Annotated in this window: 15 protein-coding genes; 8 read left to right on the forward strand and 7 right to left on the reverse strand. The window is 60.1% G+C overall.

All coding sequences use genetic code 11. The features are described from left to right. Nucleotides 1–415: 415 nt before the first annotated feature. Nucleotides 416–1,093 carry a 2-polyprenyl-3-methyl-6-methoxy-1,4-benzoquinone monooxygenase gene (gene coq7 / locus ACNA0J_RS08115; protein WP_415818250.1) on the reverse strand — a complete coding sequence of 226 codons (678 nt, stop codon included), beginning with the start codon at nucleotides 1,091–1,093 and terminating at the stop codon, nucleotides 416–418. A gap of 174 nt (nucleotides 1,094–1,267) precedes the next feature. Between coq7 and ACNA0J_RS08120 the strand changes: the two genes are divergently transcribed. The 4 genes from ACNA0J_RS08120 (at nucleotide 1,268) to ACNA0J_RS08135 (ending at nucleotide 4,081) form a co-directional block, all read left to right on the forward strand. Further along, nucleotides 1,268–1,639, forward strand: coding sequence for an MbcA/ParS/Xre antitoxin family protein (locus ACNA0J_RS08120; RefSeq protein ID WP_415818252.1), 372 nt, complete (start codon nucleotides 1,268–1,270; stop codon nucleotides 1,637–1,639). Then, complete coding sequence (locus ACNA0J_RS08125) at nucleotides 1,639–2,394, forward strand: RES family NAD+ phosphorylase (RefSeq protein WP_415818254.1); 756 nt, start codon at nucleotides 1,639–1,641, stop codon at nucleotides 2,392–2,394. Before ACNA0J_RS08120 ends, ACNA0J_RS08125 begins: the two co-directional genes overlap by 1 nt. Before the next feature lie 156 nt (nucleotides 2,395–2,550). Next, nucleotides 2,551–2,991: an OsmC family protein gene (locus tag ACNA0J_RS08130; RefSeq protein ID WP_415818256.1), complete on the forward strand. Its 441-nt coding sequence runs from the start codon at nucleotides 2,551–2,553 to the stop codon at nucleotides 2,989–2,991. A 118-nt stretch (nucleotides 2,992–3,109) separates the two neighbouring features. Further along, on the forward strand, nucleotides 3,110–4,081 hold the full coding sequence (locus ACNA0J_RS08135) for a thymidylate synthase (RefSeq protein WP_415818258.1): 972 nt from the start codon (nucleotides 3,110–3,112) through the stop codon (nucleotides 4,079–4,081). On the opposite strand, the gene ACNA0J_RS08140 is transcribed toward ACNA0J_RS08135, so the two are convergent. Genes ACNA0J_RS08140 through ACNA0J_RS08160 form a run of 5 tightly spaced genes read right to left on the reverse strand, consistent with a single transcriptional unit; the run spans nucleotide 4,017 to nucleotide 9,210 of the window. After that, nucleotides 4,017–5,243, reverse strand: a complete 1,227-nt coding sequence (locus ACNA0J_RS08140; RefSeq protein WP_415818260.1) for a CaiB/BaiF CoA transferase family protein — start codon at nucleotides 5,241–5,243, stop codon at nucleotides 4,017–4,019. The two genes, ACNA0J_RS08135 and ACNA0J_RS08140, sit on opposite strands and share 65 nt — an antisense overlap. Then, a complete protein-coding gene (locus ACNA0J_RS08145) occupies nucleotides 5,240–6,379 on the reverse strand; it encodes an extracellular solute-binding protein (protein WP_415818262.1) in 1,140 nt (379 codons plus the stop codon). The genes ACNA0J_RS08140 and ACNA0J_RS08145 overlap by 4 nt, the downstream gene beginning before the upstream one ends. A 16-nt stretch (nucleotides 6,380–6,395) precedes the next feature. Continuing rightward, nucleotides 6,396–7,709, reverse strand: a complete 1,314-nt coding sequence (locus tag ACNA0J_RS08150; RefSeq protein ID WP_415818263.1) for a TRAP transporter large permease — start codon at nucleotides 7,707–7,709, stop codon at nucleotides 6,396–6,398. Further along, nucleotides 7,706–8,224: a TRAP transporter small permease gene (locus ACNA0J_RS08155; protein WP_415818265.1), complete on the reverse strand. Its 519-nt coding sequence runs from the start codon at nucleotides 8,222–8,224 to the stop codon at nucleotides 7,706–7,708. Before ACNA0J_RS08155 ends, ACNA0J_RS08150 begins: the two co-directional genes overlap by 4 nt. 11 nt (nucleotides 8,225–8,235) lie before the next feature. Beyond that, nucleotides 8,236–9,210 (reverse strand): C4-dicarboxylate TRAP transporter substrate-binding protein, encoded by a 975-nt coding sequence (locus ACNA0J_RS08160; RefSeq protein WP_415818267.1) that lies wholly within the window; start codon nucleotides 9,208–9,210, stop codon nucleotides 8,236–8,238. A 190-nt stretch (nucleotides 9,211–9,400) separates the two neighbouring features. Here ACNA0J_RS08160 and ACNA0J_RS08165 point away from each other — a divergent pair, with 190 nt between their 5' ends. Genes ACNA0J_RS08165 through ACNA0J_RS08180 form a run of 4 tightly spaced genes read left to right on the forward strand, consistent with a single transcriptional unit; the run spans nucleotide 9,401 to nucleotide 12,404 of the window. Next, a complete protein-coding gene (locus tag ACNA0J_RS08165; RefSeq protein WP_415818269.1) occupies nucleotides 9,401–10,576 on the forward strand; it encodes a CaiB/BaiF CoA transferase family protein in 1,176 nt (391 codons plus the stop codon). Between the two features lie 16 nt (nucleotides 10,577–10,592). Beyond that, nucleotides 10,593–11,039 (forward strand): MaoC family dehydratase, encoded by a 447-nt coding sequence (locus tag ACNA0J_RS08170; protein ID WP_415818271.1) that lies wholly within the window; start codon nucleotides 10,593–10,595, stop codon nucleotides 11,037–11,039. Nucleotides 11,040–11,072: 33 nt separating this feature from the next. Beyond that, on the forward strand, nucleotides 11,073–11,894 hold the full coding sequence (locus ACNA0J_RS08175) for an IclR family transcriptional regulator (protein WP_415818273.1): 822 nt from the start codon (nucleotides 11,073–11,075) through the stop codon (nucleotides 11,892–11,894). A gap of 15 nt (nucleotides 11,895–11,909) precedes the next feature. Next, nucleotides 11,910–12,404, forward strand: coding sequence for a dihydrofolate reductase (locus ACNA0J_RS08180; protein WP_415818275.1), 495 nt, complete (start codon nucleotides 11,910–11,912; stop codon nucleotides 12,402–12,404). A 126-nt stretch (nucleotides 12,405–12,530) separates the two neighbouring features. On the opposite strand, the gene ACNA0J_RS08185 is transcribed toward ACNA0J_RS08180, so the two are convergent. Further along, nucleotides 12,531–13,955, reverse strand: coding sequence for an aminotransferase-like domain-containing protein (locus tag ACNA0J_RS08185; protein WP_415818277.1), 1,425 nt, complete (start codon nucleotides 13,953–13,955; stop codon nucleotides 12,531–12,533). Nucleotides 13,956–13,975: the final 20 nt, after the last annotated feature.

Here is a 13,975-nt window from a genome sequence, read left to right on the forward strand (position 1 = left end):
AAAAAAAAGCCCGAGATCTTGCGATCTCGGGCTAAATCCACCAAAGGAGGAGGGTGGAGGAGACAACCGGGGCATGTTGGGGTGAACACTGCATCAGGTTCGACCGCTACGCATCGGGGTTATTCACCGCGCCGCTGCGTTTTCAACATCCATGAATGAATATTAGCGCATCGTTTTGTGCGATGCAAGATATTTTTTGAACTGGGTTTTTGATCGCCATCGAGTGTTGCAAAACCACATCACCTCACCGGAAAGCCGCACCGCAACAAGCACATGCATCAAACGCGATTTTAGCTAAAAGGGTAAACCCTTGCGGGCTTACCCTATAGTTTTCAACTACTTATGTGGGACACGTTGAGGTAATTCATATCCATATGAGGATTTTCTTGTGCAACGCACCAACCGTCGCCGGACTTCAAATCCGATACGCAGTCGTCGTCATCACCCGCGACATGGCTCGCATCACCCCTCTCACCGGCGCCGGCAAAGGGACCCCGCCGGCATTCTCGGCGCTCGAGCGGTGCTTGGCCTCGTCGTCCTTCATCTTGCTCACGATCTGGCGCGAACGCTGATCGGTCTCGGGCAAGGTCATCAGGTGGCCATCGAGATGCTCTTCGACCTGACGCTCGGTCTCTGCCATGAAACCCAGATTGCGCGGCACGCCCGCATAACTGGCCAGCACGCCTAATGTGAACGAGCCGGCATACCACATGGGATTAAGCAGACTGGGGCGGCTGCCCAGCTCCTCGAGCCGCTGAGAGCACCAGACCAGATGGTCGACCTCCTCGACAGCAGCTTCGAGCAACAATTTCCGTGCGGGCTCGTCACGGCAGACCGCAGCCTGGCCACGATAAAGCGCCTGTGCGCACACCTCGCCGACATGATTGACACGCATCAACCCCGCCGCATGGCGTTTTTCCTGCTCGGTCAGCGCAGGCTCCGGTTCGGGAGCCTCAGCGGGATTAGGACGCGACGCCGTCGCCGCTCCGGTCAACACCCTCAGAGCCCTGTCCACCTCGCCGAACAAGGCATCAAGCGGACCGCGACGGCGTGAAAATGGCGCAAAACCGGAAAGCGTGGGGGCTACAGACATAAAACAAGCTCCTGAATGGACACTCCGCCTGCCATGGCAGGGTTCTCCCTGAGGAATTGTACGGAATTGCCAGACCAATGCAGCTTTACTGGAAGCCTCGGACCTTCGAGAAATTGTGCAAAACCAACTTTTTACCTACAATTTGTGCAATATGAACATTTCAGGCCGCCCATCATGACTGCCCTGCCCAAGCCCGTCCTCTCTGCTGACGCCGTTCTGGCCAAGGCCGTGCTGAACGCCGCTCGCCAGATCGGCCTGAACCAGGCCGATCTGGCTGCGGTGCTGGGCGTGCACCGTACCGCCATCAGCCGCCTGAAACACACACCGGCGCTGGATCCATCCTCGAAACAAGGCGAGTTGGCACTGCTGCTGGTGCGACTGGCCCGTTCGCTATTCGCGCTGACGGGCGGTGACCCCGAATGGATGCGCCACTTCATGCAAACCCCCAACACTGTCACGGGCGGTATTCCCGCTCAGCAGGTCCGCAGCATTCAGGGCTTGATTACGGTATTGCAGTTCGTAGACGCCATCCGGGGCAAGATTTAATGAACCCCAACCTATGGGAAGCCTGCCAAGGCCCGCAACATGTCGCGCCAATGTCCGGTGTCGTGTTGCGTCTCGTCGAAAGCCAGGAGCAAATCGCGACGCTGAGCTTTGTCGACACCCTCGAAGAACAAGCCCTATTAGAAGACCTCCTCGAATCGGTCAAGCCACCGGGCCTGACGGACGGCACCGATCTGCATTACCTGCTGCGTACGCCCTTTCGCTATCCCCCTCTCAAATGGGGCTCGCGCTATGGGCGCGTGCACGAACCCAATCTGTTTTACGGCGGCGCCGACCTGCAGACCACCTTGGCCGAATCGGCCTATTACCGCTTTGTGTTCTGGTTTTCCATGGACGCCCCGCCGGCCAAGCCCACCATGCACACCGAACACACTCTATTCTCAGCGCGCTATGCCACGAAATACGGGGTCCGGCTGCAGGATGCCGCGTTTGGCGACCACCACAGTCAATTGACACACCCGCGCGACTACCTGCCTTGCCAGGAACTGGGGTCTGCCATGCGCACGGCTGGGATCGAGGCGTTTCAATACCCTTCGGCACGTGCGCAGCACAAGGGCCTCTGCGTAGCCCTGTTCACTCCTCGCGCCTTCGCCAGTAAACACCCACATGACCTGCAATCGTGGTTGTGCGAGACCACGGCAGACAAGATCACGTTCAAACGAGCCGGCGAGGCCGTCGTCACGACGTTTTCGATCGATACGTTCCTGGTGAACGGCACCCTGCCATTGCCCGCATGATGTACGACAGTCCCAGATCGCTGAAAGCCCCTGCGAGCGACACAAGATTACCGGGATACGGACGGCGCCATTACCCCTGCCGCACGCCCCCGCGCCTACCCACGTAGCGGTTATCATCAACCTTTGTTCGCGAATCACGCACAAGGAATTCTTCTCATGGATTGCACGATCAACTGGGGCGGCCCGGACGGCATGCTGTTCGTGGCCCAGACGGGCAGCGGTCACATCGCCACCATGGATGGCGCCGTCGAAGGCGGCGGCAACAATCTGGCGCCGCGCCCGATGGAGTTGCTGCTGGCTGGCACCGGCGGGTGTACAGCATACGATGTCGTGTTGATCCTCAAGCGCGGCCGCCACGCGGTCACCGGCTGCAGCGTCAAGCTCTCCGCCGACCGTGCGGAAACGGACCCCAAGGTCTTCACCCGGATTCATTTCGCCTTCACCGTCACGGGCAAGAACCTGCCCCGTGCCGCAGTCAAGCGCGCCGTGCAACTGTCGCACGAGAAATATTGCTCGGCGTCCGCCATGCTGGAAAAAACGGCAGAGCTAACGTTCTCGGTAGATATTGCCGACACGCAGGAAACACAGGCCGCGTAAAGCAGTTCCCAGGGCCGGACGTTGTCCGGCTGCCCCGAGAGGGCTCAAGCAATTTGAGGCAGCTGCGCGTTTTTGAATGCCGCCTCGCCATCACGCCCGCATCGGCGGGCAGATCGCCATGAAACAATACCTTTCGCTCATTCAATCCATTCTCGACCACGGTGCGTGGCAGGAAAACCGCACGGGCATACGGACGCTTTCGCTACCCGGTGCGGCGCTGCGTTTTGACCTGCAACAGGGCTTTCCCGCCGTGACCACCAAAAAGCTGGCGTTCAAATCCGCCATCGGCGAACTGGTAGGTTTCATGCGCGGCGCACGTAGCGCGGCCGATTTCCGGGCGTTGGGCTGCAAGGTCTGGGACCAGAACGCCAATGAAAACGCCAATTGGCTGGCCAACCCCTATCGTGAAGGCCCCGATGACCTGGGTCCGGTCTATGGCGTCCAATGGCGCCGCTGGCCTGCGTACAAACTGCTGCCTCGCGCAAACACCGCGCAGATTCAGGACGCGCTAGGCCGCGGCTACCGCCAGGTCGCCGAACCCGACGAAGACGGGGTGCCTCATGTCCTGTTGTACAAAGCAGTGGACCAACTGCGTCAATGCCTGGACACGATTCAGAACAACCCACAGGATCGCCGCATCCTGTTCCATGGCTGGAACTGGGCGCAGATCGAGGAAATGGCGCTGCCGCCGTGCCATCTGCTGTATCAATTCCTGCCGAATGCCAGCACGCGGGAAATCTCGCTGTGCTTGTATATCCGATCCAACGACGTGGGCCTGGGCACCCCGTTCAACCTGACCGAGGGCGCGGCGCTATTGCACCTGGTCGGCCGCCTGACGGGCTACAAGCCGCGCTGGTTCTCGTATTTCATCGGCGATGCGCATATCTACGAAAGCCATCTGCCGATGCTGCGCGAACAATTGACGCGCGAGCCCTACGCCGCGCCGCAACTGGTGCTGTCGGATCGCATCCCCGATTACGCAGTGACCGGGAAATATGAACCGCAATGGCTGGAACAAGTCGAGCCTACGGATTTTGTCCTGGAAGGCTACGAGCACCATCCTGCCCTGACGGCGCCGATGGCGGTCTGAGGCCGAACTCATTGCAAATGGCCGCCGTGTGCTGGCCGATATGGGGCGCGGCCCGTGCCGTGCTCGACCGGCGGCCGTCGATGCGGACAGGGCTGCACGTCGTTGTGATGTGCGTAGCGTCACGCGATACCACCTGGAGCATATCCAGACGACGCATGGCTTCGCTTTGCAGCAGCTTGGGCCAATCGTAGACTTCGGCACACCAGATGCCCGCCTTCTGCAGCACAGTCAACCAATGCGCGGTATCGCGTTGAGCCAGGCAATCGGCAATCAACTGCTTGATGACGTCGCGATGCTCAAAGCCGGCCGACGCATCGTCACAGTAAGCCTGCAGCCCGGGCAACGGCAAACTGTCGCGCAACTGCGCCAACGGCATCATCGCCACTGCCAGGTAGCCATCCCGCGTGGGGTAGACCCCGTACGGCGCAGCCAAATAGGCATGGCCGTTGAATGCAGCCGATCGCCGCGGCAAACGGCCGCCGTCGTTCAAATGCGTCGTGAGGACCTCGAACTGAAAGTCGATCAGCGCCTCGAGCAGGCTGGTCTGCACCCATGCGCCTTCGCCCGTTATCGAGCGCCGTACCAGGCTGGCCAGAATGCCTTCGACGAGCGCATGCCCTGCCAGCATGTCGGCCACGGATAACCCAAACGGCACGGGGCCGTCATCGCGATTTCCCGTCAACCACATGGCTCCCGACACGGCTTGCGCCAGCAGGTCCTGCCCCGGCAATCCCACCCACGGGCCGTTCTCTCCATAACCCGAGATTCCAGCATAAATCAGACGCGGATTGATTTGGCGGACCTCGTCATACCCCAGCCCCAGCCGCTCAATGACGCCGGGTCGGAAATTCTGGATCAACACATCCGCATGGCGAATCAGTTCACGCACGTACGCCAGATCGCCTGCGTCTTTCAGATCGGCAGCGAAGCTTTCCTTATTGCGATTGATGGCGTGAAACAAGGTCGAGTCGCCGCCCAGATCGGTATCGCTCAAGTACAAATGACGGCAGATATCACCCCCCTCGGGACGTTCGACTTTGATGACGCGCGCGCCTAAATCCCCGAGCCGCAAGGCAGCGGACGGCCCAGACAAAAACTGGCTCAAGTCGAGCACCAGCAAGCCGTTCAAGGGTGGCTGGCCCGTAACCGTCGCCTGCATCATGCGGACACCGCCAGACTATCGCGAAACAAACGATTGAGATCATGCAGCAAACTGGCAGACGTCTCGCCGGCTGCCAAAGCCTGGTTCAAACGCAGGGAAGCCGCATGTTGAAATGCCATATAGCCGTTGTGCCGCGGCCGCACCCACGCGCCATTCAGCGTCGCCCGCGTGGCGCGATAAAAATCTGCTGTCGCGGCATTGACCGCGGGGTCTTCCCACGCCCGGCCATGTCCTGCCTGTCCTCCTGCCGCGGTATACAAGGTCCGCTGCGTGGATTCCCCTGCCACCCAATAGGCGAAATCGGCCGCGTGCACAGCATGCTCGCGCATGGCCGACACGGCAATGCCAGTCCCGCCCAACGCCGAACCTCGCGGCGCTCGCCCTGCTATCACAGGCATATCGGCAAAAGCGATGCGCTGTGCACGGAATCCCTCGATCGCGTAATTCACGTAGCCATAAATCAGGGGGACGCACGCCACGCGAGACTGCGGTAGCGCCGCCTCTTCGAATACGGCAATGGGGTCCATGCCGAAGTTATCGGCGGGCACCAGCGCTGCCAACTCGCGTAGTCGCTCATAGGCTTCGTGCGGCGCATCGCCGCTGAACAACTCGGGCCCTGTGACACGAGTCAGTCCGCCCAGATGGGCGGACAAGGTATACAACACCATCAGGGAATGCGGCGGGCGCAACGGGCAGGCGACTGCACCTTGCTCAGCGAGAGCAATCACGTCGTCCCAGTCACGCAGAGGTTGTTCCAGACGCCCCGGAATCCAGGCCTGGACTTGTGTGGCGGCATCAATAGGCAGCGCCCAGATACGTCCATCCCATTGATAGCTTTGCAGCGATGCGCCCACCGCGTCACGCGCAATGGCGTTTAGATCGGCCTGACGCTGAGGCTCGTCCAACGGTGCCAGACAATGTTCCTGCGTGATCTGTCCGACGTGAGGATGATCGATCACGATGAGATCGAACTGGCGGGCCAACTCCTGAACGGGATAGGACTCGAAGTCTTGCAAGGACCGGCGATGCCAGACGATATCGACCTGGGTCTGCGCTTTCCATTGCTGGGCGCAAGCCACAAGCGGGTCATAGCCACGCGGATGATCCCAGGTCATGCCATGTAGGGTGAGCATCATTATCAACAATCAAGGGTTACTGGACGGCAACACCGCCATAGATCAAATCCGGCAGCCACAACGTAATGCCGGGAAAGGCCGACAGCAGCACGAGCAGCAACATCATCATGGCCAGGTAAGGCAAGACCTCACGGGCGTATTCGCCCATTCGGACACGCAAGACCTGCGACGAGATATACATCAGTCCGCCGACAGGCGGCGTGATGCCTGCGATGGTCAAATTGGTGATCATGACAATGCCAAAATGCACCTTGTCGATCTGTGAGTGGTCGATGATGGGCAGCAGCATCGGCGTCAAGATGATCAACGCGGCAGAGCCTTCGATGGCCGTGCCCAGCAGAATCAAGGTCACGTTGATCAACAGCAGCATGGTGAGGGGATCAGACGTCGCCCCCGCCAGCCACGAGGACATCGACTGCGGCACTTGTTCCCACGTGAGATAAAAGCCGAACGCCGAGGCGGCGCAGATCATCATCATCACAGAGCTAGCATCGCGCGCGGACTCGGCCAACACGCCAGGCAAGTCCCGCATACGGATTTCCCGATAGCCCAGCACCGCAACCAGCAGCACGTATAGCACTACGATGGCGCCCGACTCGGTGGTGGTAAATAGACCATACCGGGTCCCGGCAAAAATCACGACGGGAATCGACAAGGCCCATAATCCATCGATGACGGCCTTGGATATCTCGCCCGCGCTGGCTCTCGTCGCACGTTGCGCGGTGTAGCCACGCCGCCGGGCCACGACATGCGTTGTCAGCATCAGGCCGACGGCCAACAACAGGCCGGGCACGACACCCGCGGCAAACAATCTGCCGATCGAGGTCTCGGACAAGAATCCGTAGATGATCAAACCGATAGATGGCGGAATCAACGCCGTGATGATGGCGGCGGACGAGGTAATCACCGCGGCAAACGCACGGCTATAGCCACGCTGCGCCATTTGATTGCCGATGGTTTTGGCCAGCATGGCGGCATCCGCATTCGCCGACGCGGTCAGGCCGCCCAGCAATGTCCCGAGCACCGTACACATCTGTGCCAGCGCGCCAGTCATGTGCCCCACCAGCACTTCAGCCACATTCATCAGGCGCCGTGTGATCCCCGATGCGTTCATGATGCATCCGGCCAGCACAAACAAGGGCAACGCCAGCAATGACACCGACTCCGTCCCTGCCGCCATTTCCTGGGCGAAATTGGCCAAGGGCATGGTGTCCATATTGAGCAGGAAAAAGCTCAATGCCGCAATGGCCATACTCCATGTAATGGGCGTCTGCATGAACAGCAGCACCAGCATCAGGATTGACGGCAGCCATAAATGCATCCAGGTCATAGCGGCACCTCGGCATGTTGTTGTGAAGCCATCCATCCATGACGCCACGGACGCAGCAAGACGTGCTGCAGCAACATCATGGCCGAAGCAATCGCCAACGGCGCATACACCACCGAGCGCGGCAAACTGAGGGCGACCGTCAAGATGCCATGCGCCAGTACGGCTTGCAGCGCGAACAAGGCAGTCATGGCCGCAAAAAACGCAGCCAACAATACCCAATTGCAGATGGCGATCACGCGTCGCACTGGTAGCGAAAAGCACGCAGTCAACACATCGATATCCGCGTGCATACGACGCCGCACACCGGCAGCGGCGCCGAAAAACACCATCCAGGCAAACGCCATCACGGCGACCTCAAAGGTCCACGACGCAGGTTGAGGCAACACATAGCGTGTCACGACACCCCACGCGATAGCGAATACGATGGCCAGCAGACAACATACGGCAATCAGTTCATCCAGGCGACGCAGGCTGAACAGCGGGCCTTCGTCCTCTGCGATATCGGCTTCACTCACGGCAATGCCCCTCAGTTGGCCATGGCCGCGCGTACGCGATCCACCATACCGGGCGTCAATCCCTTGATATTTCCATAGGCGGTGCGCGCTTTCTCAGCAAAAGCCTTTACGTCGACATCGGTGACGATCTCTACGCCGTGGCGCTTTAGTTCTTCTGCATAGGCGGCGTCCGACTCCAGGGTCGCTTTTGTCAGCTCCTGGCCAGCGCGCTTGCCTTCCTCCAGCAAGATGGTCTGCAGATCCGGCGACAGACTATTGAAAAACTGCGTGCTGGTGGCAAACGCAGCGAACATGATCTGGTGACTGGTCATGGAGACGACCTTGCGCACCTCGTACAGCTTGGATCCTGCCAGAGAACCGAAGTTGGCTTCCGCCGCATCCACGACCCCGGTCTGCAAGGCGTTGTAAACCTCGCTCCACGGCAGGTCCGTGGGCCGCGCACCCAACGCGGTGAATGTCTCCAGCATGATGGGCGATGGCGGCACACGAATGGTCATACCCTGCATGTCGGCCGGTTTGCGTACGGCTTTGTTGGCAATCACGTGACGGTAGCCAAACAGGCCATCAGCCATGATCAGCTTGATGCCCTGCGCTTCGAGTTTGCCCGACAGTTCGGCAAAGACGTCAGACGCGAACAGACGATTGGCCTCGTCCAGATTGCTGTACATGTATGGCCCGGCCAGAATGCCCAAGTCCGGCACGAACTGGCTGAGCTGGCCGTAATCGGTCACGTTCACAATGCGTGCGCCGCTCTTGAGCATCTCGTTCACTTTCTTTTGAGCGCCCAACTGGTCGCCCGTGAACAAAGGCAATTTCAGCTTGCCCCCGGAGCGCTCCTCTACCCGTTGCGCAAAGGCTTTCATCGTTTTCACGACCGGTTCGTTCGGGTTGACCTGCGAGGTCGCAAAACGCACCGTTTGCGCGGCGGCAGAGCCGAACGCTCCCAGGCAAAGCACTGCGGCCAGCGCCAGATGGCGGATTTTCATGGTTTGTCTCCTTGTTTGCCTCTGAGGCATATTTATTCAAATATTAATTTATTGTTTATATGCAAAATTCTAAGCCGGCAAAATTTTGCCAGTCAAGCAAATTAATTGCATCACACCGGATTGACTACGTTTATATATAAACTTAATATTTTTCAACAAACAAAAATTACCAACGACACATAGAGGAAACATGGAGGCACACGATCTTCCCCTGACGGGGCTCGTGGTTCTGGATTTCAGCCAGTATCTGGCTGGCCCCTCGTGTGCGATGCGACTCGCCGACCTGGGAGCCGACGTCATCAAGATCGAACGCCCGCAAGGCGGCGATGCCTGCCGTAGCTTGGTCGTAGCAGACCAGACGCACGATGGCGACAGCGCGCTGTTCCACACCATCAACCGCAACAAGCGCAGCTTTGCCGCGGACCTGAAAGATCCAGACGATCTCGCGCGCGTGATCGCCCTGGTACGTCAGGCCGATGTGATGATTCATAATTTCCGGCCTGGCGTCATGGAACGCGTCGGGTTGGATTACGCCTCGGCCTCGGCGGTCAACCCGCGCCTGGTCTACGCCAGCATCACGGGATATGGCGCCGAAGGACCTTGGCAAGACAAACCTGGCCAGGATCTATTAGTGCAGTCGCTCTCCGGCCTCGCCTGGCTGGCAGGCAACGACGCAGATCCGCCGACACCCGCCGGCGTCTCGGTCGTAGATATCCTGACCGGCGCCCATCTGGCGCAAGGCATCCTGGCGGCCTTGTTGCGCCGCGCCGTTCACGGACGAGGCGCACTGGTCGAGGCCAGTCTATTGGAGTCCGCACTGGACCTGCAATTCGAACCGTTCACTGCGTTCTTGAACGATCCGTCCGGTCAACAACCTCGTCGCAGTGCAGTCAGCCACGCCAATGTGCATGCCGCTGCCCCGTACGGTATCTATGCGACATCGGATGGGCATCTGGCGCTGGCCATGGGCGCCCTGGATCGCCTTGGGACGTTGCTGGAATGCGAGCCGCTGCGCATCGCCGCAGCGGCGGCACGCGACACGTGGTTCAGCCGACGGGACGATTTCAAGCGCCTCTTGGCCGAACATCTGCGTACGCAAAGCACGGCGTATTGGCTGGAGCGATTGGAACCTGCGGGCATCTGGTGCGCAGACGTCCTGACATGGCCCGAACTGGTCGCGCACCCCGGCTTTACGGTCCTGGACATGGTGCAGGAAATCACCAGCGACAGCGGCGCGCGCATGCGCACAACGCGCTGCCCGATCCGTATCGATGGCAAGCCCTTGCGGCACACTCGCGGCGCCCCGAGACTGGGCGCGCACACCCAAGACATCGTCACCGCTTTTGGCCTGCCATCGGCGCAATGACCTCCCGGAGATCGATATGAGCCAGGACATTTATTTCGAAGACTACGCCATCGGCAGCGAGCGGCGCACCCAGGGCCGCACCATTACCGAAACCGATATCGTGCTGCACGCCGGGCAGACGGGGGATTTTTTCCCCCATCACATGGACGCAGCATGGTGTGCGACACAGCCGTTCAAACAACGTATCGCCCATGGCACGCTGATTTTCAGCGTAGGCATCGGCCTAACCGCGGGTCAGGTCAACCCGCGCGCAATGTCGTATGGGTATGACCGCCTGCGATTTGTGAAGCCGGTCTTTATTGGCGATACCATTTATGCTCGTGTGCAGATTACAGACAAGCGCGATCACCCCAAGCGAACCGAACATGGCATCGTGACCGAGACCGTCACCATGATCAACCAACACGACGAAGTGGTCCTGGTGTGCGATCACTTGCATTTGGTTGAACGGAGAACGCGTTAAGATTCGCGCAATCCACCGTCCCGCCCCGCCTTTATGCCCAAAACAGCCTCCCCCCCACCGGACGACAACAAAAAAAACAAGTATTCCGTCCCAGCGGTAGAAAAAGCGTTGGATGTGCTCGAGCACCTGTCCGACCGGGCAGTGCCCTTGACTCAATCGCAAATTGCACGAGCGCTGGGGCGGCAGCCAGGCGAGATTTTTCGCATGCTGACCTGCCTGGAATCACGCGGCTACCTGCGGCGCGATCCCGTCAACGGCGGCTACAGCCTGACACTGAAACTGTTCGAACTCAGCCGCGCGCATTCGCCGCATGACAAGCTCTTGCAGACGGCGCAGCCCTTGATGCGCGAATTAGCCGACACCATAGGCGAGTCGTGTCACCTCTGTGTGCTGCACCGGGGCCAGGTCATGGTGCTGGCCCAGGAACAAAGCCCGCAACCCTTTCGCTTGTCGGTCGAGGCCGGGTCACTGCATTCCCCGGTATTGACCACCTCGGGACGCGTGCTGCTGGCCCATTTACCGGTAACCGAACGCGATACCCTGTTGAACCAGCGCGCTGACTTTGTCAGCATGCCTTCTGCCGGACGCCGTCAGTTCCTGGCACAATTGGAGCTTATTCGCGATCGCGGATACGAGTACGCAGATGGCGAAAAATTCGTCGGCGGCCTGGACCTCGGTGTGCCTGTCGGCACGCCCCATTCTCAGACTCAAGCCGCGCTGACGGTGGCAACACTAAAGCGCCGGGATGGTCCAGACCTGCTAGAGGCGCTGCCTCGCCTGACCCGCTGTGCTCAAGACATCGCTCATCAGGCGGGCTTGCTCATGCACGGCGCCACCGATGAGCCCTCGCCATAACTCATCATTACTGCCATGTCCGCCTTGCCTCGCCTGACCCTCGTCGTCGCCTATTCTGATAATCGCGTGATCGGCCGCGACAATGCGCTGCCCTGGAAACTGCCAGGCGATCTGGCGCATTTCAAACGGACCACACTGGGCAGCCCGATTATCATGGGCCGCAAGACGTGGGAATCATTGGGACGGCCGTTGCCGGGACGCACGAACGTGGTCGTGAGCCGTAATACGGAATATGCCGCGCCCGGCGCCGTCGTCGTGCCCACCCTGCAAGCCGCCGTTCAGGCCTGTGGCGAGGTAGCCGATGCGTACGTCATCGGCGGCGCACAGATTTATGAACAAGCCCTGCCGATCGCGCAACGGTTGATCGCCACCGAAGTGCATGCCATGGTTGAGGGCGATGCGTTTTTTCCTGCATTGCCCGCTGAGCAATGGCAAGAACTATCGCGTGAACCGCAGCCCGCCGAGAACGGCTACGCGTACGATTTTGTCGTGTACGAGCGCCGGACCTGATCGTCATCGGGACGATGACGCACGAGCGCCGGGCGACCATTGCAGCCGTCACTGAATCCAAAGGCGCATGTCATCTTGCGCCAATGCCGCAGTCGCCCTGAGTGTAATCGCAGACCACGCCCTCTGTCAGCGCTCGCCAGCCTGCACGCGCTGCAAGAATCGCCATAACTGCGGGCCCTGCGAATACGCAACGTTAAAGCGTATCCAGGGGATATCCGCTTCGTCCGGGTCGAAATAAGAACCCGGCGCCAACCAGATACCGTCTTTCAGCGCCAACTCGGCCAAGGCGTTTGCGCCGGTGTGCGCGCTGGCATCGGACAAGCGAGCCCATAGAAACAGCCCGGCCTGCGGCCGCGCCCACACCTGCATACCCAGTTCATCCATCTGTTGCGTGACCTGGGCATGAGCCTGAGCCAGACGTTCTCGCGTGCGCACGATATGCGCGCGATAACGCCCCTCGCGGATCACCTGGTGCACGACACGCTCCATGATCTCTGGCGAGGTCAGCCCCACCGCCATCTTGGTGCGCGCGATGTCACGGATCAAATCCCGATGCGCAGCGATGTAGCCGACGCGGACCGACGGGCTGATGACTTTGGAATAGCCACCGAGATACACCACGCGTTGCGCGCCGTCCAGCGCCGCCAATAACGGGGCGGCACCAGACATCAACTCGCGTGAGATATCGTCCTCGATAATCCAGAGATTATGCTGTTGCGCGGCCTGCAGCACCCGGAACGCATTCGCCATGGTCATCACGGCACCGGACGGATTTTGCAGTACCGTGTTGACGAACAACGCCCGCGGACGATGCGCCTCGGCCATCCGAGTCAACGCCTCGCAATCCAGTCCCTCCGAGGTGCGCGGCACACTGACGATCCGCAGCCCCGCCAGACGCAATAACGGCAACAGGTTGGCATAGCAGGGCTGCTCGACCAGTACCGTATCTCCCGGCCGCAACAAGGTACGAATCACCACATCCAGACCATGCGCCACGCCCTGCGTCAGCACCACCTGATCCATCGCCACATCCAGACCATGCGCAGCCAGACCGGCCGCCACCATCTCGCGTAGAGGCGCATAGCCGTACGGATGTCCATAACCCGCAATACGCAAAGCCGGCACACGCCCCAGATGCCGCAATGCCTGATGCAGACCATCTTCGTTCAACCATTCGCCCGGCAACCATCCCCCGCCCGACTTGATCGGAATGGAATGATCCGCATAAATATCCGAGAGCAGCCAGCCCGCATTCAGCCGTGGCGGCTGCCATGACGTGGGCATTGCCTCTGCATCCGCTTTAGGCCGAGGGGCAACGCGATAACCGGCGCCGGGCCGCGCGACCAACCACCCTTGCGCCACCAACCGGCTATAGGCGCCCGCCACCGTAAACGTGCTGAGTTGATAGGTCCGGGCAAAATCGCGTACGGACGGCACAGGCATGCCCGAACGCAGCGTCTGGTCTCGGATAGCGCTGACGTAGGCGTCGACCACCTGGTCCACCAGAGTCGGCGCCTGGTTACGTGTACGAACGGGCTGAAAATCGAACATATCAATACAGTTATAGAATT

Source organism: Bordetella tumbae, from assembly GCF_965139195.1.
Classification (GTDB): Bacteria; Pseudomonadota; Gammaproteobacteria; order Burkholderiales; family Burkholderiaceae_B; genus Bordetella_A; species Bordetella_A tumbae.

Coding starts and splice junctions, on each gene's coding strand:
- coq7 (WP_415818250.1), bottom strand. CDS start 1,093: ATGTCTGTAGCCCCCACGCTTTCCGGTTTTGCGCCATTTTCACGCCGT.
- ACNA0J_RS08120 (WP_415818252.1), top strand. CDS start 1,268: ATGACTGCCCTGCCCAAGCCCGTCCTCTCTGCTGACGCCGTTCTGGCC.
- ACNA0J_RS08125 (WP_415818254.1), top strand. CDS start 1,639: ATGAACCCCAACCTATGGGAAGCCTGCCAAGGCCCGCAACATGTCGCG.
- ACNA0J_RS08130 (WP_415818256.1), top strand. CDS start 2,551: ATGGATTGCACGATCAACTGGGGCGGCCCGGACGGCATGCTGTTCGTG.
- ACNA0J_RS08135 (WP_415818258.1), top strand. CDS start 3,110: ATGAAACAATACCTTTCGCTCATTCAATCCATTCTCGACCACGGTGCG.
- ACNA0J_RS08140 (WP_415818260.1), bottom strand. CDS start 5,243: ATGATGCAGGCGACGGTTACGGGCCAGCCACCCTTGAACGGCTTGCTG.
- ACNA0J_RS08145 (WP_415818262.1), bottom strand. CDS start 6,379: ATGATGCTCACCCTACATGGCATGACCTGGGATCATCCGCGTGGCTAT.
- ACNA0J_RS08150 (WP_415818263.1), bottom strand. CDS start 7,709: ATGACCTGGATGCATTTATGGCTGCCGTCAATCCTGATGCTGGTGCTG.
- ACNA0J_RS08160 (WP_415818267.1), bottom strand. CDS start 9,210: ATGAAAATCCGCCATCTGGCGCTGGCCGCAGTGCTTTGCCTGGGAGCG.
- ACNA0J_RS08165 (WP_415818269.1), top strand. CDS start 9,401: ATGGAGGCACACGATCTTCCCCTGACGGGGCTCGTGGTTCTGGATTTC.
- ACNA0J_RS08170 (WP_415818271.1), top strand. CDS start 10,593: ATGAGCCAGGACATTTATTTCGAAGACTACGCCATCGGCAGCGAGCGG.
- ACNA0J_RS08175 (WP_415818273.1), top strand. CDS start 11,073: ATGCCCAAAACAGCCTCCCCCCCACCGGACGACAACAAAAAAAACAAG.
- ACNA0J_RS08180 (WP_415818275.1), top strand. CDS start 11,910: ATGTCCGCCTTGCCTCGCCTGACCCTCGTCGTCGCCTATTCTGATAAT.
- ACNA0J_RS08185 (WP_415818277.1), bottom strand. CDS start 13,955: ATGTTCGATTTTCAGCCCGTTCGTACACGTAACCAGGCGCCGACTCTG.